Origin of the sequence: Phyllobacterium chamaecytisi (assembly GCF_020164455.1) — a bacterium.
GTDB lineage: Bacteria > Pseudomonadota > Alphaproteobacteria > Rhizobiales > Rhizobiaceae > Phyllobacterium > Phyllobacterium chamaecytisi.
The window spans coordinates 77,757-101,830 of record NZ_JAIQWW010000016.1; the positions used below are offsets into that span (position 1 = coordinate 77,757).

General features: G+C 57.0%; 22 protein-coding genes. 5 read left to right on the plus strand and 17 right to left on the minus strand.

Translation table 11 applies throughout. The features are described from left to right. Positions 1 to 50: 50 nt before the first annotated feature. The 5 genes from urtE to urtA all read right to left on the minus strand — a co-directional run bounded on the left by urtE (position 51) and on the right by urtA (position 5,720). Complete coding sequence (gene urtE, locus LB462_RS21935; protein WP_224512425.1) at positions 51 to 746, minus strand: urea ABC transporter ATP-binding subunit UrtE; 696 nt, start codon at positions 744 to 746, stop codon at positions 51 to 53. Between the two features lie 63 nt (positions 747 to 809). Beyond that, complete coding sequence (gene urtD, locus LB462_RS21940) at positions 810 to 1,556, minus strand: urea ABC transporter ATP-binding protein UrtD (RefSeq protein WP_224512428.1); 747 nt, start codon at positions 1,554 to 1,556, stop codon at positions 810 to 812. Positions 1,557 to 1,559: 3 nt separating this feature from the next. Further along, positions 1,560 to 2,738, minus strand: coding sequence for an urea ABC transporter permease subunit UrtC (gene urtC / locus LB462_RS21945; RefSeq protein ID WP_224512429.1), 1,179 nt, complete (start codon positions 2,736 to 2,738; stop codon positions 1,560 to 1,562). Next, a complete protein-coding gene (gene urtB / locus LB462_RS21950; RefSeq protein WP_224512431.1) occupies positions 2,735 to 4,360 on the minus strand; it encodes an urea ABC transporter permease subunit UrtB in 1,626 nt (541 codons plus the stop codon). Before urtB ends, urtC begins: the two co-directional genes overlap by 4 nt. Positions 4,361 to 4,469: 109 nt before the next feature. Then, the gene (gene urtA, locus LB462_RS21955) at positions 4,470 to 5,720 is read right to left on the minus strand and encodes an urea ABC transporter substrate-binding protein (protein ID WP_370637266.1); all 1,251 of its coding nucleotides are present in this window, start codon (positions 5,718 to 5,720) and stop codon (positions 4,470 to 4,472) included. Positions 5,721 to 6,079: 359 nt separating this feature from the next. On the opposite strand from urtA, the gene LB462_RS21960 reads away from it, so the two are divergent. Further along, positions 6,080 to 6,418: a protein tyrosine phosphatase family protein gene (locus LB462_RS21960; protein ID WP_224512435.1), complete on the plus strand. Its 339-nt coding sequence runs from the start codon at positions 6,080 to 6,082 to the stop codon at positions 6,416 to 6,418. A 3-nt stretch (positions 6,419 to 6,421) separates the two neighbouring features. On the opposite strand, the gene LB462_RS21965 is transcribed toward LB462_RS21960, so the two are convergent. Then, positions 6,422 to 7,612, minus strand: a complete 1,191-nt coding sequence (locus LB462_RS21965) for an acyl-CoA dehydrogenase (protein WP_224512436.1) — start codon at positions 7,610 to 7,612, stop codon at positions 6,422 to 6,424. A gap of 135 nt (positions 7,613 to 7,747) precedes the next feature. On the opposite strand from LB462_RS21965, the gene mutL reads away from it, so the two are divergent. The 3 genes from mutL to LB462_RS21980 all read left to right on the plus strand — a co-directional run bounded on the left by mutL (position 7,748) and on the right by LB462_RS21980 (position 10,360). After that, entirely contained in the window at positions 7,748 to 9,604 is a 1,857-nt protein-coding gene (gene mutL / locus LB462_RS21970) for a DNA mismatch repair endonuclease MutL (RefSeq protein WP_224512447.1), read from the plus strand. 62 nt (positions 9,605 to 9,666) lie between these two features. Then, positions 9,667 to 9,903 (plus strand): DUF2093 domain-containing protein, encoded by a 237-nt coding sequence (locus LB462_RS21975; protein ID WP_112525945.1) that lies wholly within the window; start codon positions 9,667 to 9,669, stop codon positions 9,901 to 9,903. Between the two features lies 1 nt (position 9,904). Beyond that, positions 9,905 to 10,360: a hypothetical protein gene (locus tag LB462_RS21980; protein ID WP_224512449.1), complete on the plus strand. Its 456-nt coding sequence runs from the start codon at positions 9,905 to 9,907 to the stop codon at positions 10,358 to 10,360. On the opposite strand, the gene lpxK is transcribed toward LB462_RS21980, so the two are convergent. The 6 genes from lpxK to LB462_RS22010 are packed head-to-tail and all read right to left on the minus strand — an operon-like array spanning position 10,355 to position 15,928. Next, entirely contained in the window at positions 10,355 to 11,386 is a 1,032-nt protein-coding gene (lpxK, locus tag LB462_RS21985) for a tetraacyldisaccharide 4'-kinase (protein WP_224512451.1), read from the minus strand. The two genes, LB462_RS21980 and lpxK, sit on opposite strands and share 6 nt — an antisense overlap. Further along, positions 11,383 to 12,705 (minus strand): lipid IV(A) 3-deoxy-D-manno-octulosonic acid transferase, encoded by a 1,323-nt coding sequence (gene waaA / locus LB462_RS21990; RefSeq protein ID WP_224512453.1) that lies wholly within the window; start codon positions 12,703 to 12,705, stop codon positions 11,383 to 11,385. Before waaA ends, lpxK begins: the two co-directional genes overlap by 4 nt. Continuing rightward, on the minus strand, positions 12,702 to 13,475 hold the full coding sequence (locus LB462_RS21995) for a lysophospholipid acyltransferase family protein (RefSeq protein ID WP_224512454.1): 774 nt from the start codon (positions 13,473 to 13,475) through the stop codon (positions 12,702 to 12,704). Before LB462_RS21995 ends, waaA begins: the two co-directional genes overlap by 4 nt. Before the next feature lie 24 nt (positions 13,476 to 13,499). Further along, a complete protein-coding gene (locus tag LB462_RS22000; RefSeq protein WP_224512456.1) occupies positions 13,500 to 13,748 on the minus strand; it encodes a DUF4170 domain-containing protein in 249 nt (82 codons plus the stop codon). Positions 13,749 to 13,788: 40 nt separating this feature from the next. Next, complete coding sequence (locus LB462_RS22005) at positions 13,789 to 14,598, minus strand: 3'(2'),5'-bisphosphate nucleotidase CysQ (protein WP_224512458.1); 810 nt, start codon at positions 14,596 to 14,598, stop codon at positions 13,789 to 13,791. Then, a complete protein-coding gene (locus LB462_RS22010; RefSeq protein WP_224512460.1) occupies positions 14,585 to 15,928 on the minus strand; it encodes a TldD/PmbA family protein in 1,344 nt (447 codons plus the stop codon). The genes LB462_RS22005 and LB462_RS22010 overlap by 14 nt, the downstream gene beginning before the upstream one ends. Positions 15,929 to 16,068: 140 nt before the next feature. On the opposite strand from LB462_RS22010, the gene LB462_RS22015 reads away from it, so the two are divergent. Beyond that, complete coding sequence (locus LB462_RS22015; protein ID WP_224512471.1) at positions 16,069 to 17,895, plus strand: monovalent cation:proton antiporter-2 (CPA2) family protein; 1,827 nt, start codon at positions 16,069 to 16,071, stop codon at positions 17,893 to 17,895. A gap of 6 nt (positions 17,896 to 17,901) precedes the next feature. On the opposite strand, the gene LB462_RS22020 is transcribed toward LB462_RS22015, so the two are convergent. From LB462_RS22020 to LB462_RS22040, 5 genes are read right to left on the minus strand one after another with little or no spacing between them, the layout of a single operon-like run. After that, positions 17,902 to 18,804, minus strand: coding sequence for a patatin-like phospholipase family protein (locus LB462_RS22020; protein WP_224512482.1), 903 nt, complete (start codon positions 18,802 to 18,804; stop codon positions 17,902 to 17,904). A gap of 16 nt (positions 18,805 to 18,820) precedes the next feature. After that, positions 18,821 to 20,131 (minus strand): M16 family metallopeptidase, encoded by a 1,311-nt coding sequence (locus tag LB462_RS22025; protein ID WP_370637261.1) that lies wholly within the window; start codon positions 20,129 to 20,131, stop codon positions 18,821 to 18,823. After that, a complete protein-coding gene (locus LB462_RS22030) occupies positions 20,128 to 21,594 on the minus strand; it encodes a M16 family metallopeptidase (RefSeq protein WP_224512485.1) in 1,467 nt (488 codons plus the stop codon). Before LB462_RS22030 ends, LB462_RS22025 begins: the two co-directional genes overlap by 4 nt. 45 nt (positions 21,595 to 21,639) lie before the next feature. After that, positions 21,640 to 22,197 (minus strand): 16S rRNA (guanine(966)-N(2))-methyltransferase RsmD, encoded by a 558-nt coding sequence (gene rsmD, locus LB462_RS22035; protein ID WP_224512498.1) that lies wholly within the window; start codon positions 22,195 to 22,197, stop codon positions 21,640 to 21,642. An 11-nt stretch (positions 22,198 to 22,208) separates the two neighbouring features. Beyond that, positions 22,209 to 24,050 (minus strand): pseudouridine synthase, encoded by a 1,842-nt coding sequence (locus tag LB462_RS22040; RefSeq protein ID WP_224512500.1) that lies wholly within the window; start codon positions 24,048 to 24,050, stop codon positions 22,209 to 22,211. Positions 24,051 to 24,074: the final 24 nt, after the last annotated feature.

A 24,074-nucleotide genomic window follows, 5' to 3' on the forward strand; every position in this document is an offset into this window, starting at 1 on the left:
TCTTAAAGCGACCCTAGCGATGATCCTGCATAATCAGCAAGCCAAGTTTTTCAAACGGTCAGGAACTTGCGCACTTCCGGTTTATCGAGGCTCGCGGCATCGCCGGAATGAACGATCTCACCGCGATCCATAATGTAGACGTGATCAGCAAGTTCGCGGCAGAAATCGAGATACTGTTCCACGAGAAGGATTGCGAGGCCGGCCTGATCACGCAGGAACTGGATCGCCCGGCCGATATCCTTGATGATCGAAGGCTGGATACCTTCGGTCGGCTCATCGAGAACCAACAGTTTCGGCCGTGTCACCAGCGCCCGGCCGATGGCAAGCTGTTGCTGCTGACCACCGGAGAGATCGCCGCCGCGCCGCCCGAGCATAGTCTTTAATACCGGGAACAGTTCGAAGACTTCCGGGGGGACATTGCGATTGCCGCGCGTCGCCGCAGCAAAGCCGGTTGCGAGGTTTTCGCGGACAGTTAGCAACGGGAAAATCTCGCGCCCCTGCGGAACGAAAGCAATGCCCGCGCGGGCACGATCATAGGGTGGTTTCCTTCCCAGAGCCGATCCTTCAAAACTGATCGAACCGGAAGAAAGCGGGTGCTGACCGACGATGGCTCTGAGCATGCTGGTCTTGCCGACGCCATTGCGCCCGAGGATACAGGTGATCGATTTCGGTTTCACTTGCAACGAAACACCGCGCAGCGCTTGCGCGGCACCATAGTGCAGAGACGCATTTTCAATTGTCAGCATGGGAGAATTCCTTGCTCTTTTTGACGCAAATTCCGGACGGAGCCACTTCTTTGGAATAGGTCTTTATCGGCCAAGATAGACCTCGATCACACGCTGATCATTACTGACGAAATCGAGCGAGCCTTCAGCCAGCACCGAACCTTCGTGCAGGCACGTCACCTTCACGTCGAGTTCGCGGACGAAATGCATGTCGTGTTCGACGACGAGCACCGACCTCGTCTTGGCGATTTCGCGCAACAGCTTGGCCGTTTCCGCCGTCTCGGCATCGGTCATTCCCGCCACCGGCTCATCGACCAGCAACAGCTTCGGGTCCTGCGCCAGCAGCATCCCGATCTCGAGCCATTGTTTCTGACCGTGCGAAAGATTCGCCGCGAGCCAGTCGCGTTTTCCATTTAGGCGGATCGTATAAAGTATATCCTCGATCCGTTCGGCTTCGTTCGCGCTCTGTTTATGGAAAAGTGCTGAAAATGCCGAACGCGGACCGGAGAGAGCCAGCACCAGATTGTCTTCAACCGTGTGGCTTTCGAAAACCGTCGGCTTCTGGAATTTGCGGCCGATGCCGAGCAAAGCGATTTCCGCCTCGTCGTGCCTGGTCAGATCCACTTCGCCATTGAAATAAACGTCGCCAGCATCCGGCTTTGTCTTGCCGGTGATGATATCCATCATCGTCGTCTTGCCGGCACCATTCGGACCGATAATGGCGCGCATTTCCCCGGCCTGCAGCACAAGCGACAGATTATTGATGGCGCGGAAACCATCGAACGAGACCGAAACGCCATCGAGATAGAGAAGGGTATCCTGAGCTTTCATGATCTATTCCGCTGCCTGAGGTTCGGGAAGGTGCACATTCTCGGCGGCAACTGGCGGGGGCGCGCTGTCCTTCTTTCGCGCGGCGCGGTCAGCCAGTTTTGTTCTCCACGAGCCATAGAGACCGAGGATGCCCTTTGGCAGGAACAGGGTGACGATGATGAACAGCGCGCCCAGCGCGAACAGCCAGATTTCCGGGAATGCGGCCGTGAAATAGGTCTTGCCAAAATTGACCAATACAGCGCCGATGATAGGTCCGATAATTGTTCCACGGCCGCCCACCGCAACCCAGATGACGGCCTCGATGGAATTGGCCGGCTCGAACTCCGAGGGGTTGATAATACCGACCTGGGGCACGTAGAGCGCGCCGGCTATGCCCGCCATCATTGCAGAAATGGTCCAGACGAACAGCTTGTAGCGATCGACACGATAGCCAAGAAAGCGCATGCGGCTTTCCGCATCGCGGACACCGACCAGGACCTTGCCGAGCTTGGATCGAATGATGAAACTCGACACGAAGACGGCCAGTGCCAGAAACAGCGCGGTCGCCGCGAACAGCATTGAGCGGGTGGTTCCAGCCTGGATGTTGAAGCCGAGAATGTCCTTGAAATCCGTCAGGCCATTATTGCCGCCAAATCCCATGTCGTTGCGAAAAAAAGCGAGTAGCAGCGCATAGGTCAGCGCCTGGGTGATGATCGACAGGTAAACGCCGGTGACGCGGGAGCGAAAGGCAAGCCAGCCAAAGCCAAATGCAAGCGCGCCGGGAACAAGAACGACCATCAGCGCTGCGAACCAGAAATTATCGAAGCCGTGCCAGAACCAGGGCAATTCCTTCCAGTTCAGGAAGACCATGAAATCCGGAAGCACTGGATCGGCATAAACACCGCGCGGGCCGATCTGGCGCATCAGATACATGCCCATTGCGTAGCCACCCAACGCAAAAAACGCGCCGTGACCGAGCGAAAGGATCCCGCAGAACCCCCAAACCAGATCAAGCGCGACTGCTAGCAGCGCATAAGTCAGGTACTTGCCGATCAGAGAAACCAGATAGGTCGGGATATGAAGTGGCGAAGTTTCCGGCAACAGGAGGTTTGAGAGTGGTACGAGGAAGGCGATTGCTACAAGCAGCGCAATGGCAATCCCACCGCGCCGATCAACATGGGTGAAAAACCATTGGGTGATCATGCCTCTATCGCCCTTCCCTTGAGTGCGAAGAGACCTCGCGGGCGCTTCTGAATGAACAGGATGATAAGCACAAGCACGACGATCTTGCCGAGGACAGCGCCGGCGAAAGGCTCGAGGAACTTGTTGGCGATACCCAGCGACATGGCGCCGACCAACGTGCCCCAGAGATTGCCGACACCGCCAAAGACGACGACCATAAAGCTGTCGATGATATAGCCCTGGCCGAGATTGGGACTGACATTGTCGATCTGGCTAAGCGCCACGCCTGCGATACCAGCGATGCCGGAACCGAGACCAAAGGTGAGCGCATCGACCCAAGGTGTCCTGATACCCATCGACGAGGCCATGCGGCGATTTTGGGTGACTGCGCGCATGCGCAAACCAAGCATGGTCTTCTTCAGGACCAATTGCAGGATGGCAAAGACGGATAAAGCAAAAACGATGATCCACAGGCGCGACCATGTCAGCGTGATCAAGCCCAGATCGAAAGACCCAGCCATCCAGGATGGATTGCCGACCTGCACATTGGACGCCCCAAACCAGGAGCGAATTGCCTGTTGTAGCACAAGCGAAATGCCCCAGGTTGCCAGCAACGTTTCAAGAGGACGTCCGTAGAGAAAGCGGATAATGCCGCGCTCAATGACCACGCCTATCCCGCCAGAAACGAGAAATGCGGCGGGGAGAGCTATGAGCAGCGAGTAGTCGAACAGTCCGGGCGCCGACGTCCGGATTATCTGCTGCACGACGAATGTCGTATAGGCGCCGATCATGACCATCTCGCCATGTGCCATGTTGATGACACCCATGACACCGAAGGTAATGGCAAGTCCGATGGCGGCGAGCAACAACACCGAACCCAATGACAGGCCGTAAACGACATTCTGGATGGCGTTCCAGAATGCGAGCTTGGTATTGATGCTGTCGATAGCCGCCTTCGCCGCTTCGCCAACCGGACCCTGCACGTTCTCAAGTGGCGTAAGCAAACCCAGAGCATCGCGGCTGTTGCCGGCACTCACTTCCGTGATGGCGGCAATTTTCACATCGTCTGCCGCGTCGGAATTCAGAACAGCAGCAGCTTTGGCCTGTTGCATGAGCACTTTGACGCCCGCGTCCTTTTCCGCTGCGATGGCTTGATCCAATAGCGGGATCGACTCCGGATCGCGGGTCTTCAGGATAGCTTCTGCGGCTGAACGGCGCTCGGCGATATTATCGCTCATCAGGGTCAGTCCGCCGATGGCAGCAGCGATATCACGGCGCAAGCGATTGTTGACCTTGATCTTTTCGGCGGATGACCGCGGCACGGGATCGAGTTTTGTCCCGGTCAGCGGATCGGTTGCGGCGTAGTCAGAACCGTCACGTTTGCCAAGAAAGACAGTCTTGTCGGCTTTTGCCACGTAGAGATCACCGGCGCTGAGCGCATCGAGGATTTTGGAGACGCGTGGATCGCCGGTCTTGACCAAGTCCGAGATGGCCTTGGTCGTGTTCTCGAAATTGTCACCGGCAAGCGCCTGAACAAGCGGCCGCAGCGTCGCGTCATCAACAGTCTGCGCATTGGACTGGGCAATGTGACAACAAAAGCCAAGCATCAGAATGAATACGGACAGCAGGCGGTTCAATCGCATCAATCAATCCTGTGTTGAAATTTTCGGCGGAAACTCCATCCCCACACGTAAGGTGGGGATGGAGTCAGCTTCGGATGTGCCCCGGACCCGAAGCCTGGGAGTTCAAACCCTAGTTGGTAACACCGCCGCACTTGCCGCTGACAATGTTGAAATTGCCGCACGACATGGGCTTGCGCCAGTCAGAGATCAGGTCTTTGGAGCCCGGAAGGTAATCGGACCATTCATCACCGACGACGAGGCCGGGGGTCTGGTAGACGATGTCGAACTGGCCATCGTCCTGCACTTCACCGATCAGCACAGGCTTGGTGATGTGATGGTTCGGCATCATGGTCGCGTAGCCGCCGGAAAGATTTGGAACGGAGGTGCCGACGATTGAATCGATAACCGCATTGGAGTCAGTGGTGCCTGCAGCCTCAACAGCCTTAACCCACATGTTGAAGCCAATATAGGTTGCTTCCATCGGGTCGTTGGTCACGCGCTTGTCGTTCTTCGTATAGGCATGCCACTCCTTGATGAACTCAGCATTGGCGTCCGCATCGACCGACTGGAAATAGTTCCAGGCTGCGAGGTGGCCGACGAGCGGCTTGGTATCGAGACCAGCCAATTCTTCTTCGCCGACCGAGAAGGCAACGACTGGAATGTCTTCAGCCTTGATGCCCTGGTTGGCGAGTTCCTTGTAGAAAGGCACGTTCGCATCGCCGTTGATCGTTGAAACCACGGCCGTCTTCTTGCCGGTGGAACCAAACTTCTTGATATCGGAGACGATCGTCTGCCAATCGGACTGGCCGAATGGCGTGTAGTTGATCATGATGTCCTCATCCTTGACGCCTTTGGCGTTGAGGTAGGCTTTCAGGATCTTGTTGGTGGTCTGCGGGTAAACGTAGTCAGTGCCGGCCAGAACCCAGCGCTCCACGCCCTCTTCCTTGGCGAGGTAATCGACGGCCGGAATAGCCTGCTGGTTTGGAGCGGCGCCTGTGTAGAACACATTGCGCGAGCTTTCTTCACCCTCGTACTGGACAGGGTAGAACAGCATCGAGTTCAGCTCTTCGAAAACCGGCAGAACCGATTTACGCGAAGAGGATGTCCAGCAGCCGAATACGGCGGCGACTTTATCCTGCTCGATCAGCTGGCGTGCCTTTTCGGCGAAGAGCGGCCAGTCCGACGCAGGATCAACCACCACAGCCTCAAGTTTCTTGCCAAGTACGCCGCCCTTTTTGTTCTGCTCGTCGATCAAGAACAGCATTGTATCCTTGAGGGTCGTTTCGGAAATCGCCATCGTCCCGGATAGCGAATGCAGAATGCCGACCTTGATCGTGTCGTCCGCGGCGCTCGCGGGTGACATGGCCAGGGACGCACCCATGGCGGCGGCCGCCAAAGTCCCGATAAATTTGGCTGGAAAATTGAACATTCAGGTGAACCCCTCTTTTGGTTGTTGGTACCAAAGGAGTTCTAAGCAACGAGCGTGCCAAGTCGTGTTCGTCGGTTAAAGACATCTGAATTATTCAAAATTATCAGCATATTATGGGTTTTCATAGTCAATGCATTTTTTGCAAGATGTTTGGTTCGGACGCTTTCGCACCCCCCTTAAGCTCATACTTTAGTCACATAGTTATATATGATGATTTAATAGGCATGGGCAGAGAGTAAAGATGCTTTGATATGGCATTGGCCTCCGTTTGATGTATGGTACTTCGACACCAACTCTTCCAAGGACAAAAAATGGACATCCGTCAAATTGACGAAGATTTTGCTGTGACCGGCCAGATTTCACCGGATGACGTGCGCGATATCGTTGCCGCAGGCTATCAGGCGCTGATTTGCAACCGTCCGGACGGCGAATCGCCGGACCAGCCAGATTTCGCTGAAATTTCTCAGGTTGCCGAAAAAGCAGGCATTCCGATTTATTATGTTCCGGTTATCTCCGGTCAACTGACCCAGGACGACGTCGATGCCATGGCCAAAGCGTTGGCGGAATCGGAAGGACCTGTCCTCGCCTATTGCCGCTCTGGCGCACGCTCAACCAATATTTATGGCATCGTCCAACAGCAGAAAAGCTGAGGCTTAGAAGAACGCCTGGATACCCGTCTGGGCGCGGCCTAGAATGAGGGCGTGCACGTCGTGCGTGCCCTCATAGGTATTGACGGTCTCAAGGTTCTGCGCGTGCCGCATGACATGATAGCCGATCTGGATGCCATTGCCGCCATGCATGTCGCGGGCGACACGGGCGATATCCAGCGCCTTGCCACAATTGTTGCGCTTGATAAGACTGATCATCTCTGGTGCGACTTTGTCTTCGTCCATCAGACGGCCAACGCGCAACGAGGCTTGTAGCCCGAGAGCGATTTCCGTCTGCATGTCAGCGAATTTCTTCTGAAAGAGCTGCGTCGCGGCGAGCGGCCGTCCGAACTGCTTGCGATCAAGCCCATACTGCACTGTGCGCTGCCAGCAATCCTCCGCAGCGCCCATAACGCCCCATGAGATGCCGTAGCGAGCGCGATTGAGGCAACCGAACGGCCCCTTCAGGCCGGAAACATTCGGCAGCAGGTGCTCTTCACCGACAACCACGCCATCCATGACGATTTCGCCCGTTATCGATGCACGCAGCGAGAGCTTCCCGCCGATCTTCGGCGCGGAAAGACCCTTCATGCCCTTTTCCAGGACAAATCCCCTGATCTGGCCATCATGCGCGTCAGATTTAGCCCAGACGACAAAAACGTCGGCTATGGGTGAATTGGAAATCCACATCTTCGAGCCGGACAACTGGTATCCGTCCGCGACTTTTGTCGCGCGGGTTTTCATTCCGGCGGGATCCGACCCAGCGTCGGGCTCGGTCAGTCCGAAGCAGCCAATCCACTCACCCGAAGCAAGCTTTGGCAGGTATTTCTTGCGCTGCTCCTCGGAGCCGTAGGCATAGATCGGATACATGACCAGCGACGACTGGACGCTCATCATGGAGCGATAACCGCTGTCGACACGCTCGACTTCTCGGGCCACAAGGCCGTATGCCACATAAGATGCTCCGGCGGTGCCGTATTCCTCAGGCAAGGTGACACCGAGAAGGCCGGAATCGCCCATCAGCCTGAAAAGGTCGGGATCGGTCTTCTCCTCGAGATAGGCCTCTTCGATACGCGGCAGCAGCTCGTTTTGCGCGAAGGCACGGGCGCTGTCGCGGATCATCCGCTCGTCTTCGGTCAATTGATCTTCCAAGAGAAAGGGATCAGTCCAGACAAAGGACGGCTTCGAATTGGCCATTTGAGTTTCCTCCTTGATTATGGAAAAGCCCTATCATCAAACTTGTGTCCAAAGCCAGATGGATGTCCAAATGTTTCCTGAGGACAGCCAACCCGCCGGATTTCCGTCGAAGGACGAATCCAGTATAGGTTTTCGATGGCTATCAAGCAGCTGACCGAAACAATCATAAACCAGATCGCCGCGGGCGAAGTCATCGAACGCCCGGCGAGCGTAGTGAAAGAACTCGTCGAGAATGCTATCGATGCCGGCGCAACCCGCATCGATATCGTTACTGCAGGCGGCGGCAAGAATTTGATCCGCGTCAGCGACAATGGATCGGGGATTCCGTCTGACGAGCTAACTCTCGCCGTTGCGCGTCACTGTACTTCAAAGCTAACCGACAATGTCCATGACATACGCGCACTCGGCTTTCGCGGTGAAGCATTGCCATCGATCGGCTCGGTATCGCGGCTTTCAATGAAATCGCGGATAGCCGAGGCGGATTCCGGATTTGAAGTCAACGTTCACGGCGGACGCCTGGAGGGGCCTCGCCCGACGCCAATGAATGGGGGAACGATTGCAGAAGTACGTGATCTGTTTTTTGCGACGCCGGCACGACTGAAGTTCATGAAAACGGATCGCGCCGAAGCTACCGCTATAAGCGATGTGGTCAAACGCGTCGCAATCGCTTTTCCACATATCCGCTTTTCAATTGCCGGAAGCGACCGCACACCTTTGGATCTTGCCGCAACCGGCACGGGATCGACGGGGATGCTGGAGCGCATTTCGCAGGTGCTCGGCAAGGAATTTCCCGAAAACGCCATTGCTATCGATGCAATGCGCGATGGTGTGCGCCTGTCCGGCTTTGCTGGCATTCCTGCATTCAATCGCGCCAACAGCCTGCAGCAATTTGCCTATGTGAACGGACGCCCCGTCCGCGACAAGCAAATCTGGGGCGCGATACGCGGCGCCTATGCCGATGTGATTTCGCGCGACCGGCATCCAGTCGTCGTGCTTTTCCTCAATCTTGATCCGGCTCTTGTTGACGTCAATGTGCATCCGGCCAAAGCCGACGTGCGCTTCCGTGATCCCGGGCTGGTGCGGGGGTTGATCGTTGGGGCCATTCGCGAAGCACTTGGCCAATCCGGCATCCGTGCCGCGACCAGCGGTGCCGACGCGATGCTGAATTCATTCCGACTTGGCGGCGTAGAACCAATCCGACCAGCAGCACAGCGCTGGCAGGGGGCTGCCGCGGTCAATCAGAACTACAATGTCCAGCAATCACCTTATCGTCCGTTCGAAGCAGAACCCGTAGCCTCGCATGGTGGAGAGGGTTTTGCGGAAACGGTTCAGGCCTTCCTTTACGATGGTGCAACGGCACTTGCCACAGACACACGGGCTGGGATGGCTGAGGCTCCACAGGAGCTGCTATCAGCGCCGCTTGGGGCTGCAAGAGCGCAGATTCATTCCAACTATATCGTCTCACAGACAGAAGACAGTCTGGTCATTGTCGACCAGCATGCGGCCCACGAGCGGCTCGTCTATGAGGCACTGAAAAATGCGCTTCATTCGAAGCCCCTGCCCGCGCAGCTGCTGCTCATCCCCGAAATCGTCGATTTGCCGGAAGAAGACGTCGGGCGGCTTGTGGCCCACGCGGAGACACTAGCGCGCTTCGGCCTTGGTATTGAGTCTTTCGGGCCAGGTGCGATCGCCGTGCGTGAAACGCCCTCCATGCTGGGTGAAATCGATACGCAGAAACTGATCCGCGATCTCGCTGATGAAATTGCCGAACACGATACGTCGGACGGTCTCAAAGCCATTCTCGATCACGTTGCCGCGACCATGGCATGCCATGGCTCTGTTCGCGCCGGACGACGCTTGAAACCCGACGAAATGAATGCCCTGCTGCGCCAGATGGAGGAAACTCCAGGCTCCGGTACCTGTAATCACGGCCGCCCCACCTATATTGAATTGAAGTTGACAGACATTGAGCGCTTGTTTGGCCGCAGGTGAGTCTTGACCGGCATGACCACGGGCGCCTAAATGAAATGAATTGATAAAACCGGAACGCATTTATGAACAGATTTGAAGGCCCTGGCTCGCGCGAAGCCAAAATCCGCTATCTCGACGGTGATTTCCAGGTCCTGTCGCCGGGCTCCTACGTCTTGTGTTCCGTTACCTCCGAAAAGATCCCGCTTGACGAACTGAAGTACTGGAGCGTCGCGCGGCAGGAAGCCTACGCCGACGCACGGATTTCATTGGAGCGCGAGATAGAGATGAACCCCGCTCTGCGTCAACGCAGCAAGGCCTGACATGGTCTCGCGACGCGTAGCAATATTTTCGCTTCTTGCAGCCGCTATACTAGCGAGCGGCTGCACCACAGATAGCTCGAGCCGCGAGCCGGCCTATAGCGGACCAACGAAAACCATACGCGGCTATCTGCGAGGTTCTCCCTATACGTGGCTTACGGCAAGTTCCGTCGTATACATCAACGCCTATGACGCCACAGGCGGAAATTCCTCCCATATGCCCAAGATTGGCGGGACCAGCTTCACGCTCAACCGCAATGGCTATTTCCCCGTGGCATATGAAATCGAGATTCCAGCGAGTGGATCGGTGCCGCGCGTTGCGCTTTCCGTCGAAATTCGGCGTGGAGGCACTATTCTTTTCTCGAATGACCGCAACTTCAGCCAGACGACTGGACGCAATCTCGATATACCCATGCGCGAAGCACCGCCGAGGATCCGGAATTTCCGCGGGCGGTTATGAGCGTTTGAGACAACGCATCCGGGCGCGATCTCGCGTTTCCCGAATGATGCGCGACGCAGTCTGAGGATGACTGAAGACGAGTTCCACCTCCAGAACGAGGACCCGCGACGCGAACTCTTTCACGGCCGGGCTACCGTCCAGCAACCGCACCTGGTCCTTTGCCGTTGTAATCAAAGTAAGACCGTCCTTGCCGGCGTCCCTTACAAGATCGGCAACGTCCTCGTCCTTATAGGGGTGATGGTCGGGGAACGATCTTGTTTGCTCGACCTTGGCACCCGCCCCTTCAAGCGTCCTGAAGAATTTGGATGGATCGCCAATCCCCGCAAAAGCGAGTAACGGTTTATCTGCTATCCCTTCCAATGCTTTGGGTTTGAGGACGGCCTCGTAGACGGGCTTCGCCGCACGCGCAGCGTTTCGGACCAGTTTGTCAGCGCCGTTCGCCGTGCCGATCTTCAGCAACGCGTCGGTACGAACCAGCTGGTCGGTCAAGGGCGCGCGCAAGGGACCACCCGGGAAGACATGGCCGTTGCCGATGCCACGTCGGGCATCGACGACGAGCAGGGCATAATCGAAGTGAAGACGGGCGCTCTGGAAGCCATCGTCCATGATTATGAAGTCGCATCCCGCGTCCTGCAGGGACTTCGCACCGGCAAGGCGGTCTGTGCATACGACGACAGGTGCATGCCGCGCGAGCAGCATCGGCTCGTCGCCGACATGGCGGGCACTGTCGTGGTCCAGATCAACGCGGTGCAGACCGGAGAACGCGCCGCCATAACCACGCGAAACAATGCCTGGCTTGAGACCTGCTGCAGTCGCCGCCTGCGCAAACGCTATTGATGTCGGCGTTTTGCCTGCTCCGCCCAGGGTAAAGTTACCTATGCACAGTACAGGCACAGGTATGGCTGGCGGTTTGGCCCGGCGAATACGTCGGCCGGCAACAATTCCATATATTTTTGACAGGGGACTCAGAGCCCGAGCGCGCCAATCCGGTTTCTCCCACCAGAACGGAGGCGCCTCACTCGTCATTTCCAGCCGCCTTCGCGATTGCTCAGACGTGCTTGAAGAACCAGCGGCTGAATAAAAGGCTCAAGCGCCGTCATGGTGCGGGTCAGGGAACCGCGCATGTCTTCGACGGTCTTCAACCCGGCATCGATCATGATTTGGCGTTCTGCGGGGTTGTTGAACAGATAATTCACCGCGCCAGCCAGCATGTCCTTGTCGCGTACAAGCTTGGCGCCGCCATTTTTGATCAGTCGCTGATAGGAATCACGGAAATTCTGGACATTTCGCCCGGAAAGAATAGCGGACTTCAGCATGGCAGGTTCAAGGGGGTTTTGCCCGCCCTGGGCCGTCAACGAACGACCAACAAAGGCGATTTCCGTCAGCCGCAGATAAAGTCCCATGTCGCCTATCGTATCGCCAAGATAAATGTCGGTATCGGGTTCAATCTGATCGCCGCGGCTACGCAGCGCGACCTTCATGCCCAACTTCTCAATCTCGGCTGCAATCTGCGCTGCACGATCCGGATGGCGGGGAACGATGATGGTCAGCAAATCGCGATGCCTGGCCTTCAGCATATGGTGGACCTGCGCAACGACCGCCTCTTCGCCCTGGTGAGTTGAAATGGCTGCCCAAATCTTGCGCGTTCCGATCATACGCTGGAGCGAAGCGAGCTCTGCCGTGTTTACTGGCGGCACGGCCGTGTCGACCTTTAGATTGCCCGAAACCGTCACCGGTCTTGCACCAAGCGCGCGGAACCGTTCGCCATCGACTTCGGATTGGGCGACGACATGCGCAAGGTTTTCGAACAAGGCTTCGGCGATTGATGCGCGCCTGTGCCACGATGCGAAAGATCGATCCGACAAACGGCCGTTGACGAGAACTTGCGGGACCCGGCGCGTCCCGAGTTCGAGGATCGTCATCGGCCAGATTTCGGATTCGCAGATGACTGCGAGATCGGGCTGCCAGTGGGTTAGAAAACGATCGACTGCAGGCTTGAGGTCGAGCGGGACATACTGATGAATGACCCGGTCCCCGAGGCGTTCCTGCACCATCTTCGCAGACGTGACGGTGCCCGTCGTCAGGACCACATGGATACCCGTATCGATGATTGCTTCCACAAGCGGCGTGACAGCCGATGTCTCGCCGACACTGGCAGCATGAACCCAAATGAGTGGACCCGAAGGGCGGGCAACGCTCGCATTGCCGTAGCGCTCGCCATGACGACCGCGCTCTTCCTTGCCTTTGCTCGCGCGGAAAGCCACATAGGCACCAACGATCGGAAAGGCTGCTGCACCGACCCATCGATAGGTGCTCAGGACAAATCGCGCCCAACGTTCACTCATACTCTACCATCCACCAACTCATGCACCCGAACGGTGTTCGCATTCAAACTGTTGGTCAATTCGACACGTTTGGCTTCAAGCATTGCATCGTCGGCATCCTCCGGCACGAAAATAGGGTCGCCAATAATCAGCCCCGACCTGCCAAAGGGCAAGGGAATGGTGGTCTTGTCCCAGCTCTTCTCCAAGACTTTTCGTTTAGACGTCAGGTAGCAAATCGGGAGAATTGGACGGCCAGACAGCTTGGCAAGAAGGACGACGCCAATTCCGGATTCACGCGGCGTCCCGTGCGGGATATCAGCAATCATGGCAGCGGTCTTACCTTCCTTGAGTGCTTTTTTCAAGGCGAGCAAAGCGCGCGCACCACCTTTTACCGCTCCCCTGGCCCGGTCTCTCCCGCCGGAACCGCGCACGATCTCGACGCCAAAGCGTTCAGCGACACGTGCATTGAGTTCAGCATCCTTGCTTTTCGAGAACATGGCAACAAAGCGAACACCGCGCGGCATGAGGAACGGCGCCATCAGGTGCTGGCCGTGCCAAGCAACCGCGATGAAAGGTTCGCCACCGCGTTTCATTTCCTCAAGATCGGAGGAACCGGGAAGCCTCTGGTTGGTAGCATTGACCAGCCGGAAAAACTGCGTGATCAGAAAAGCGATCATCGAGCGGACCATCGGCGAGTTTGCCAAGGGGCCACGTACCCTCCGCCAAAAACGTTTCAGCATCCCGCTTTTTCGCCGGGGAGACTTGGTTGCCACTGGGATGTGTTCACTCATGCCGATAATAGACCGCACGAGCGATCAGTCTGCCTTGCCTGTGACTGGATCCAGCAACTTATGCATGTGCACGATGAAATAGCGCATGTGCGCATTATCCACCGTCTGCTGTGCTTTGGATTTCCACGCACGCTGTGCGGTTTCGAAATTTGGGTAGATGCCGACAATATCGAGCTTGTCGAGATCGCGAAATTCCACACCGCCCAGTTTCTTCAGCTCGCCGCCAAAGACGAGATGAAGCAGTTGCTTTTGATCTGATGCGTTTTCGCTCATGGTTGCCCATCCAAATGATCGAATTGAAGTTACTGCCTGTTTATCCGAAGGCGGTTTCGGCGACAACGGCCAACATGTTATCCATTAGTAGACCGCTGGCGGCGACGAGCGCCTCATGCCGGTAATCGCCGGTGCTGGTATTGCGTAAGCCGTAGGTGAGTGGCTTGCCATCCGCTGTCAAGACATTGCCACCCGCCTCCGAAAGGATGAGGTCCGCAGCAGCCAAATCCCAGTCGTGCGAGTTGGGGCGCACAAAAGTTCCGGCAATATCGCCGCGCGCCACCATGGCGATCCGATAGGCCAGCGAGGCCACATAAGGCGTATGTTCGATAGAGGCCAGAAAACGCTCCGGCAGTCTTTTCAAGAATGCCCCAGGTCCCGCTACCTTGAATGGCTGGTTCTCGGCCTGAACGCGAATAGCACTGCCATTTTGCACCGCGCCGAAACCCGGCAATGCCGTGAATATTTCCTCGCGCGCAGGACAGTCGAGTACACCCGCGACAGGCCGCCCATTTTCAATGACGGCAACGCTGACACACCAGACATCCTGCCCTTCGATAAAGGCTCGAGTTCCATCGATCGGATCGACCACAAAGAACCGTTGTCTGGGTGAAGCTACCCGCTCATCGAGGGTTTCCTCCGATATCCAGCCATAGTCGGGCCGTGCCGTCAGCAACATGTCCTTTAGATACTTGTCTGCAGCAAGGTCTGCCTCTGTGACCGGCGAATTGCCTGTCTTCATCCAGATCTGCGGCGCTTGCTTAAAATACGAGAGCGCTATTCGACCTGCTCCCTCTGCAGCCTCACGTATCAGTTCGAGATCTTCGCGATTTTGTTTATTTGCCGGCAAGAGTCATGCCTTCGATCAGGAGAGTCGGGCTGGCAACACCGAAATTGCGATCAATATCGTTGGCGGCAACGAGATTGAGAAACATCTCCTTAAGATTGGAGGCGATGGTGACTTCGCTCACCGGGTAAGCAAGTTCGCCGTTCTCGATCCAGAATCCCGAAGCACCTCGACTGTACTCACCGGTGACCATGTCAACACCATGGCCGAAAAGCTCGGTAACGTAGAAGCCCGTCCCGACAGAACGGATGATTTCTTCAGGTGTCTTGTCTCCGGGTTCTATAGCGAAGTTGGTCGAAGATGGGACAACCGTCGAACCAGAACGCACACCCCGGCCATTTGTGGTCAAGCTCAATTCCTTGGCTGTCGAGGTCGACAGGAACCAATGCCTGAGTACACCATTCTCAATCATGTTGAGGGGCACACCCTCCATCCCTTCGCCATCGAAGGGACGTGAGGAAGGGCCGCGAACCCGCAATGGATCGTCGGTAACATTGATCGCGTCCGAGAGAATTTTCATCCCCATACGATCCTTGAGAAAACTGGTCTTGCGCGCGACTGATGCGCCATTGATCGCACTGGCGATATGGCTGGCAATGCCACGGGCTACGCGCGGATCGAAGACGACGTTGACGCGGCCGGTCTTGGCCTGACGTGCACCAAGGCGCTTGACAGCCCGCTCGCCGGCGGAGCGACCAATGGCTTCAGCGTCTTCCAAAGCCTCGAAATAGATGCGCGACGAAAAATCATAATCGCGTTCCATGGCAGTGCCGCTTCCGGCAATGGCGCTGACCGAACGCGAAAAGCGCGACCCCATGTACTGCCCGGCAAAGCCGCCAGACGTAACGAGCACAAGTCCACCCATTCCCGCCGACGCCGATCCGCCACCGGAATTGGTAACGCCTTCGACAGCAAGAGCGGCTTCTTCTGCGGTCAGGGCTGCCTCGGTCAATTGCTCTGCGTCGACTACTGTCGAATCATAAAGATCGAGGTCACGGATGTTGCGCACGAGATTTTCGGGGGCGGCAAGCCCTTCAAATGCGTCGTCCGGTGAAACTTTGGCCATGGCGACGGCGCGCTCCGCCAAAACTTTCGGATCAACGCCGGCATTGGCCGAAACGCTCGCAACCTTGCGTCCGACGAATACGCGCAACGAAAACTCGTCGCTTTCCGACGATTCCGTTGATTCGACTTTTCCGAGCCGAACAGTCACGCCCGTCGAGCGCGAACGCACGACAACCGCATCGGCTGCATCGGCCCCCGCACGCTTTGCAGCTTCCACAAGTGCCGCCGCATTGTCTACGAATTCGCGGGAATTTACCGGCTCGGTCATTTTCGTCTCTAACGTTGATTGCATGATAGGATGCAAGGACTTATCTGACGAAAGTCAGATGCATTCCTTCCTATATGGTGCAAATTGGGGTCTATCAAGGCAAGCTAGCGCAACAATCTCACAGCCGAGGTCACAAATATATGCTCTCGCAAAGCGGCAACCTCTATTTTCAGGCACTGGCACTTCTCGCGGGGGCAATAATTGCGGCGCCGCTGTTTAAGCGTCTTGGGCTCGGCACGGTTCTCGGATATCTCGCTGCTGGCCTACTGATCGGACCTCTGGCCAATCTCATTACCGATGGTGAACAGGTCCTGCATTTCTCCGAACTCGGCGTCGTGTTCCTGCTTTTCGTCATTGGCCTCGAATTGAAGCCCTCGCGTCTCTGGACATTGCGCCATGCGATTTTCGGCCTTGGTGCCGCGCAGGTCGTCGTAACGGGTGCTGTGCTTACCGGGCTGATCCTCGCTTTGAACTTGATGATGTGGCAGGCGGCAGTTGTGACCGGGTTTGGTCTGGCGCTGTCTTCGACAGCATTTGCCATGCAGATATTGGAGGAGCGCGGCGAAACAGCCACGCAGCACGGTCAGACTTCGTTCGCCATCCTGTTATTTCAGGACCTGGCCATCGTTCCCTTGCTGGCAATGATCCCTGTCCTTGCGCCTGGCTCTGCCCAGCACGCGGCGGATCCGCTGGGCCAGTCTCTCATCGCGGTCATCTGCATTGGTGCAATCGTCGCAGTCGGACGCTATCTCCTCAACCCCCTGTTTCGCTTCATTGCCAATACGGGCGCGCGCGAAGTCATGATTGCCGCGGCGCTATTCGTCGTGCTCGGTGCAGCTGTCCTGATGCAGTTCGCCGGGTTATCGATGGCCATGGGCGCCTTCATCGCCGGCGTTCTTTTGGCGGAGTCTTCCTACCGGCATGAGCTCGAAGCCGATATCGAACCATTTCGCGGTGTGTTTCTCGGCCTGTTCTTCATGGCTGTCGGGCTCTCGCTGGATCTCGATGTCATTCTCTCCGACTGGCTGGCAATCCTGCTTGCAGTACCGGTCTTCATGGCGATCAAGGCGCTCGTCGTCTATCTGCTGGCACGGCTGTTTCGCTCCGATCACAACGATGCAATCCGGATTGCTTTCTTTCTACCGCAAGGCGGCGAGTTCGGCTTCGTATTGTTTTCCGCGGCCGCTGCATCTGGCCTGATGAGTGTGTCCACAGCTTCAGAACTGGTGGCAGTCGTAACGCTTTCGATGGCCGTCATGCCGTTATCCGTCGCGCTTGGAAACAAGTTTCTAGCCAATACGAATGCGCAAGATGAGATCGACGAGGACTTCGATGGAGCGGGTGCAGATGTGATGATGATCGGTTTTTCGCGTTACGGTCAGATCGCGGCGCAAATTCTGCTCGCTGGTGGAAGCGACGTGACTGTGATCGACGCATCCGCAGATCGGATACGCGCGGCAGGACGATTCGGATTCCGCATTTATTTCGGTGATGGCACGCGCAAGGAAGTTCTGGAAGCTGCGGGAATACGGCAAGCCAAGATCGTTGCCGTCTGCACACATATAAAAGAAACGACGGATCAAATCGTTGAAATGATCCAGGCGAACTATCCGGATATCAAGCTGTTCGTCCGTTCGTATGACCGCGTTCACACGTTGAAGCTACGAGCGCGCGGGGTTCACTACGAGTTACGCGAGACATTGGAATCCGGCCTGGTGTTCGGCCGCCGCACCCTCGAAGAACTCGGTGTCAGCGAAGAGCTCGCCCATGAAATCATGGAGGATATCAGGCGGCGCGATGAGGACCGGCTGCATATCCAGGCGTCGGAAGGCCTGACAGCCGGCAACGATCTGTTGTTGACGCGACCGGTGACACCAGAACCGCTGATCAAGCCGACACGCGAAGCCAAGCGTATCGATACGGTTCCCGATGAAGAAATGGAACCCGACGCTACTCCGGCTGAGTAGGCGTATTCACTCCAGTTCGCGATGCTCCACATAGGTAATGGCGGCATCGACCGCTCGTTTCAAGTCTTCCTTGATGCCGGCCGAGTCGCGCAATACCTGCTCGACGCGGAGAAAATCGAGAACACCGAACCGTGCGACGTTTGGGCGGAGGAAAATTGCCGGCGGATCGGTACGCAGGCGTGTCGCGATGATCGACTGCATCATCAACTGACTGGCGCCGAACATCGCATCGATGGACGATGGAAATTTGCCGATATCGCCTTCCGGTCCTCCAACGACATCGATAGCGATCACGAACTGTGCCTTGTCCTTCACGTGATCGAACGGAACGGGGTTATAGATGCCGCCATCGATGAGAATGCAATCGTCCCGAAGTACGGGGCGGAACAATGCCGGAATCGCGGCTGACGCAGCGATGGCGCTATAGAGATCACCCTCGGCTATCGGCACCTCTCTTTGACCGTAAAAGTCGGTGGCGGTTACGCTCAGTGGGATAGTCAATTCTTCGAACGTGTCCGGAATACGATCGGGAAGAAAACTCTTGAGCACCTTTTCAATATTGAACTGGCTGAACCGGATACCCCCGCCCAGCATTTCGCCAAAACTGGCAGGGCGCATACGCCATAGCCGTGCCGCAATTTCGGCGCGCCGCGACAAGGTGGCGATCGCATACTCGCGGATGTCACGGCCGGACATGCCCGCCGCCATGCCTGCGCCCATGATTGCACCTATGGAGGAACCGGATATTGCCGTCGGCCGTATGCCAAGCTCGTCCAGGGCCTCAATGACATTGATATGAGCGAGCCCCCTCGCCCCACCTCCGCCGAATGCAATGGCGAAAGTCGGCGTGTCGGCGGGACTACCCGCGCCGCTCCGCTCATCCATCTCTTGCAGATCGCGAGCGATCATGGCGCTCCCATCCTTCTCAGGATTGTGGCGATCCGACGATGAGAATAGCCGGATCCGTTTCAAGCAATTTTTTGGCCGCTTCCTTCACTTGATCGAGCGTTACCGCATTGATCAGCTCGGCGCGCTTGTCGATATAATCCCGGCCGAGATTTTCGTCCTGCAAGCCGATAAGCGTACTGGCGACAGCCGACGACGAGTCGAGATTGTTCACGGCATAGGACCCGACGAGGTATTTCTTGGCCTCAACGAGTTCGTCTTCAGTCGGGCCGTCCTTGGCCATTTTGGCGATCTCGGTTTTCAAGATCTGCAGGGTTTCGTTGGCGCGATCAGCCCGGGTGGCCGTGTTCACCATCAGCGCCGCCATATGATCGCGGGTAACGAGATTCGAGCCCGCCGAATAAGCAAGACCGCGCTTTTCGCGCACCTCGTTGTAAATGCGCGAAGAGAATGTGCCGCCGCCAAGAATATGGTTCATGATGTAGGCGGCGAAGAAATCCGGATCCTGACGACGAACACCGGGATAAACCATTGAAATCGATGTCTGCGGCAGGGCATAGTCGACACGCGTGATCTGGCCAAATGCAAGCTTGGCCTCGCTGATAGTCTCGAGTTCAGCTTTCTCAGGAAGGTCGCCGAATACCTTGTCAAGCAGCGGGCTCAACTCTTCCGGGCTGATTGAACCGACAACTGCGACGATCAGATTATCGCGGGCGAAATTGCGTTTGTGAAAGGTTGCCAGATCATCATGGGTGATCGAGTTCAGGCTCGCTTCAGTGCCTTCTGAACGACGCCCATAGGGATGATCGCCATAAAGCACTTCTGCGAATTTACGTCCGGCTATCGTGTTGGGATCGCGTTCAGACGACTTGATCCCTGCAACAATCTGCTGACGAATCCGGTCGATCGGGGCTTGATCGAAACGAGGCTTGTTAACCGCCAATGTCAAAAGATCAACGGCTTGATCCCGCTTCTCTGCGAGCATACGAATGGATCCCGTCACGTCGTCATCGTCGGCGTTGAAGCCCATCTCGGCGCCGACGTCGTCAAGCTTCTCCTGAAAAGTTTCCGAATCGAGATCCCCGGCGCCTTCATCGAAGAGGCCGGTCATTAAATTGGCAAGACCTTCCTTGCCGTTAGGATCCTGTGTCGATCCGCCCTTGAACGAAAAGCGCATGGATATCAGCGGGACGAAATCGTCCTGCACCAGCCAGGCCTTGATGCCTTTCGGCGAGACAACTTCCTTTATTTCGACTGCATAACTCGGAGCAGCAGAAAACAGGATCAGGAAAAACAGGGCGGCAAATCGCTTCATGATTGGCGCGGTCATTGGACGGCCCCTTCTGCAGGCGCTTCTGGTTGTTGTGCTTCTGCGGGCTCGTTGTCCGATTTCTGGTCGGGTTTGCCGTCCTCCGGCATGAGATAGCTCGTAACCGAGCGGCTATCGACAAGATAGCGCTGCGCCACAGTCTGGATATCCTGAACCTTTACCGCGCGGATGCGGTCTGGCCATTCCTGGATGTCCTTAATGGTTTGTCCGGTCGAGAGCGTCGAGCCGTAGATGCGCGCCATGCCAGCCTGACTGTCGCGGGCGAAAATCACGCTTTTCAGGAAGCGATTGCGCGCCTTCTCAAGTTCGTCTTCCGTTACGCCATCCTTGATGATTCTGGCGATCTGAGCGTCGATACCAGCTTCGACTTCGGTCAGGGTTGCTGTACCGCGCGGCGAACCGTAGACACCGAAACTGCCGGTATCCAGCGACCCGCCTTGATAGTACGCGCCGGCGCTTGCAGCAGTTCCGTCAGTGATGACCAGTGACTGGTAGATTCGGCTGCGGTTGGATCCACCCAAAATTTCGCTTAGGAGATCCAAGGCTTCAGCTTCCCCCGGTTTAGCACTGGTATAGGAAGGAGCAAGCCACATCTTCTGGAAACTCGGCTGCGAGACCCGCGGGTCGGCCAATGAGACAGTACGCTTGGTATTCTGCTCCGGCTCCTGGGGACGCTCACGCTTGCCAGGCTCCGCCCTGCGCGGAACCTTGCCATAGGTCTTTTCCGCAAGCGCCTTTACCGTAGCCAGATCGACATCACCCGAGACGACAAGCGTCGCGTTATTCGGGGTGTAGTATTTGACGTAAAATGCAAGCGCATCCTTGAGATTTAGCTGCTGCATTTCGTGCAGCCAACCAATTACCGGTATCCGGTAAGGGTGGTTCTGGTAGAGCGTTGCATTGACCTCTTCCGCGAGCAGAGCCGAAGGATTGCTGTCCGTCCGCGAGCGGCGTTCCTCAAGCACGACATCGCGCTCGGTCTTGACCACATCATCATTGAGAATGAGATTTTCCATGCGGTCGGCCTCATAGGTCATGACCATTTCGAGAGCCGATGGGGCGACCTGCTGATAGAACGCAGTGTAGTCGTAAGAGGTAAAAGCGTTTTCCTGACCGCCAATCTCGGCAACTTTGCGGGAAAATTCACCGGCTGGATAGGTCTTGGTGGCTTTGAACATGAGGTGTTCAAAGAAATGTGCGATGCCGGATTTGCCGGGTTCTTCATCTGCTGAACCGACGTGGTACCACATCATGTGGGTGACGACAGGCGCGCGATGATCCGGAATTACGACAACTTCGAGTCCGTTGTCCAGATGGAACGACGAAACGTCATCTTTATTGGTTGTCTCGATCGCCTTCGCGGTTTGCGGAACAGTATCTGCGCGTGCTGGAACGAAGAAAGCGGCCGTGAGGGCACCGATCAGGATAAATGCCGCAACGGCGCGGCTTAAAACGAAGGACATTCAAATCGATCCAGTTCTGTCTTACGAGCGATACAATCGCAATTTTTACGACTTCAATGTGACAAGCCTTATGACTGTTCCACCGTAGGGACGTTCTTCTACCACGACAAATCGGGGATCGAGATCAATCACGGCTTCAGCTTCTTCTTCAAGCACTAGAAGTGTGTCGGGATTGAGCCAACCGCCATCAAGTGCGGATTTGAACGCCATCTCGCCGAGGCCTCTCCCATAGGGGGGATCGGCAAAGACCAGATCAAATGGCTCGATGGTGCCTGCGTCGCCAAGTTTCGTCGCATCACGGCGGAATATCTTGGTGTTACCGAGCAGACCGAATGCCTCGACGTTGGTGCGGATCAGTCCGCGCCCTTCCGTCGATTCTTCAATGAACACACCATAGCGAGCGCCGCGTGACAATGTCTCCAGGCCCAGTGCGCCAGTCCCGGCGAAAAGGTCGAGTACGCGCGTCGATTCAAACTTTTCCGGGTAGTTATGCACCAGAATATTGAAAAGGCTTTCGCGCGTACGGTCGGTCGTCGGCCGTATTGCGTTGGAGGCGGGCGTCGCCAAGGCACGCCCGCGAAATTTGCCACCGACAATTCGCATGGCTTCAGGTCCTAGGATTTGGGTTTGTCGCCACGCGGAGGGCGACTTGCGCCTCCACCGGACCGGCCTCTCGGTGGACCTTTAGGCCCGCCATATGGCCGATCTCCGCTTTTGCCATCCTGGCGGCCGGGCGATCGAGTCGGTCTGCCGCTTGCCCCGTACGGACGCTCGGAACGCGCTGGGCGATCACCCTGAGCCGGATGCTCACCCCTCGCTTCCCGCTCCTTCAATTCGGCACGCTCCCGCTTGCCGACGCGCGGGGGACGATCCGGACGAGGTCCGTCCCGAGAACCGTCCGGCCGCGTAGCCCCGAATGGCCGCTTCGGTCGATCAGCATTGTCGCCTTCGCTTCGTGGGGCGCGCGGAGAAAAACTGCGTGGCTTGTCGCCGGCATAACCAGCTGACGAACGGCCGCCGGTGGGGCGATCACCAGCAGGACGATCGCCGGCAGGCCGAGCGGAGCCTTCACTGAAACGCTTCGGCCTGTCGGCGCGCGGGCTGTCCGAACGGTTTCGATCTTCTCGCGCTGCCACGGCCTTGGCCCTCGCCTTGCCCATCGGACGCGCGCCAGGTGCCATCCAGACATTGGCGCCGCGAGATTTGCGCGGAGCTGCGGCTTCGTCTTCCTTGCGCTCCCGATCAGCTTTCGATGACACGCCGTGTTGGGTGCGTGGCTTTTGATCGCCGTCGCGCGGCGCACGAGCGGGGCGTTCATCACGACCGCTGCGAGGCACCGCCGGTCGCTCATTGCGATCCGTGGTCCAGCGCGAAAGGGACTCCTCCCGCTTCTCATCCTTCGATTTGCGTGGCCCTCGGGCCTTGGCGACAGGAGCGCTGGAAATCCATTCGGATGCCCGGCGCTCCGGACGCTCGCTCGGTTGCTGGACCGCCTCACCCTTCACCGCATCATTGGAGAACACGTTAATAATCGGTGCCTCGAAATCCGCACCGGATTCTTCGATCAGCCGTTCGCCAAGCTGGTCGCGCAAGGTTCGGCCATTCATTTCGCGCACCGAGCCTTCCGGCAGATCGCTGAGCTGGAACGGTCCATAGGAAATGCGGATCAGCCGGTTGACTGAAAGTCCAAGTGCGCCGAGTACATTTTTGACTTCGCGGTTTTTGCCTTCGCGCAAGCCCACCATGATCCAGACGTTCGAGCCCTGTTCGCGTTCCAGGGTCGCTTCAATCGCGCCGTAGAAGACGCCATCGACGGCAATTCCATCCTTGAGCGTGTCAAGCTTTTCCTGGGTAATGCTGCCATGAGCACGAACCCGATAGCGGCGGAGCCAGCCGGTAGACGGCAGTTCAAGAGCGCGCGACAGGCCACCATCATTGGTGAGAAGCAGCAACCCTTCCGTGTTGATATCGAGACGACCGACGGAAAGAACGCGCGGCATATCCTTCGGCAAGGATTCAAAGACGGTCTGGCGCCCTTCCGGATCGCGGTTGGTCGTAACAAGACCTGCCGGCTTGTGGTAGAGCCAAAGACGTGTGCGTTCCTTTTGCGGCAAAGGCTTGCCATCGACTTCGATGCGATCGGCAGGCATGACATTGATGGCCGGGCTTTCGAGCCGCTTGCCATTAACGGACACGCGGCCCGCGGCGATCATCGTTTCGGCCTCACGCCGAGAAGCTATGCCGGCGCGCGCCAAGCGCTTGGCTATACGTTCGCCTTCTTCGGCTGGTGCTTCGTCACGCGGGGGTTTGCGCTGGTCGACACCGCGCTTGGCGGGAGCGGCGCCGTCGAACTTGCGTGGGCCTTTGGCGCGATCGCCATCGTTGCCTCGCTTGTCGAAGCTGCGCTTTTCAAAGGGACGTTTGCCGCCCTTCCCGTCATCATTTGAACTTGTCATGGAATGTTTGCCTTTCAGCAGCGC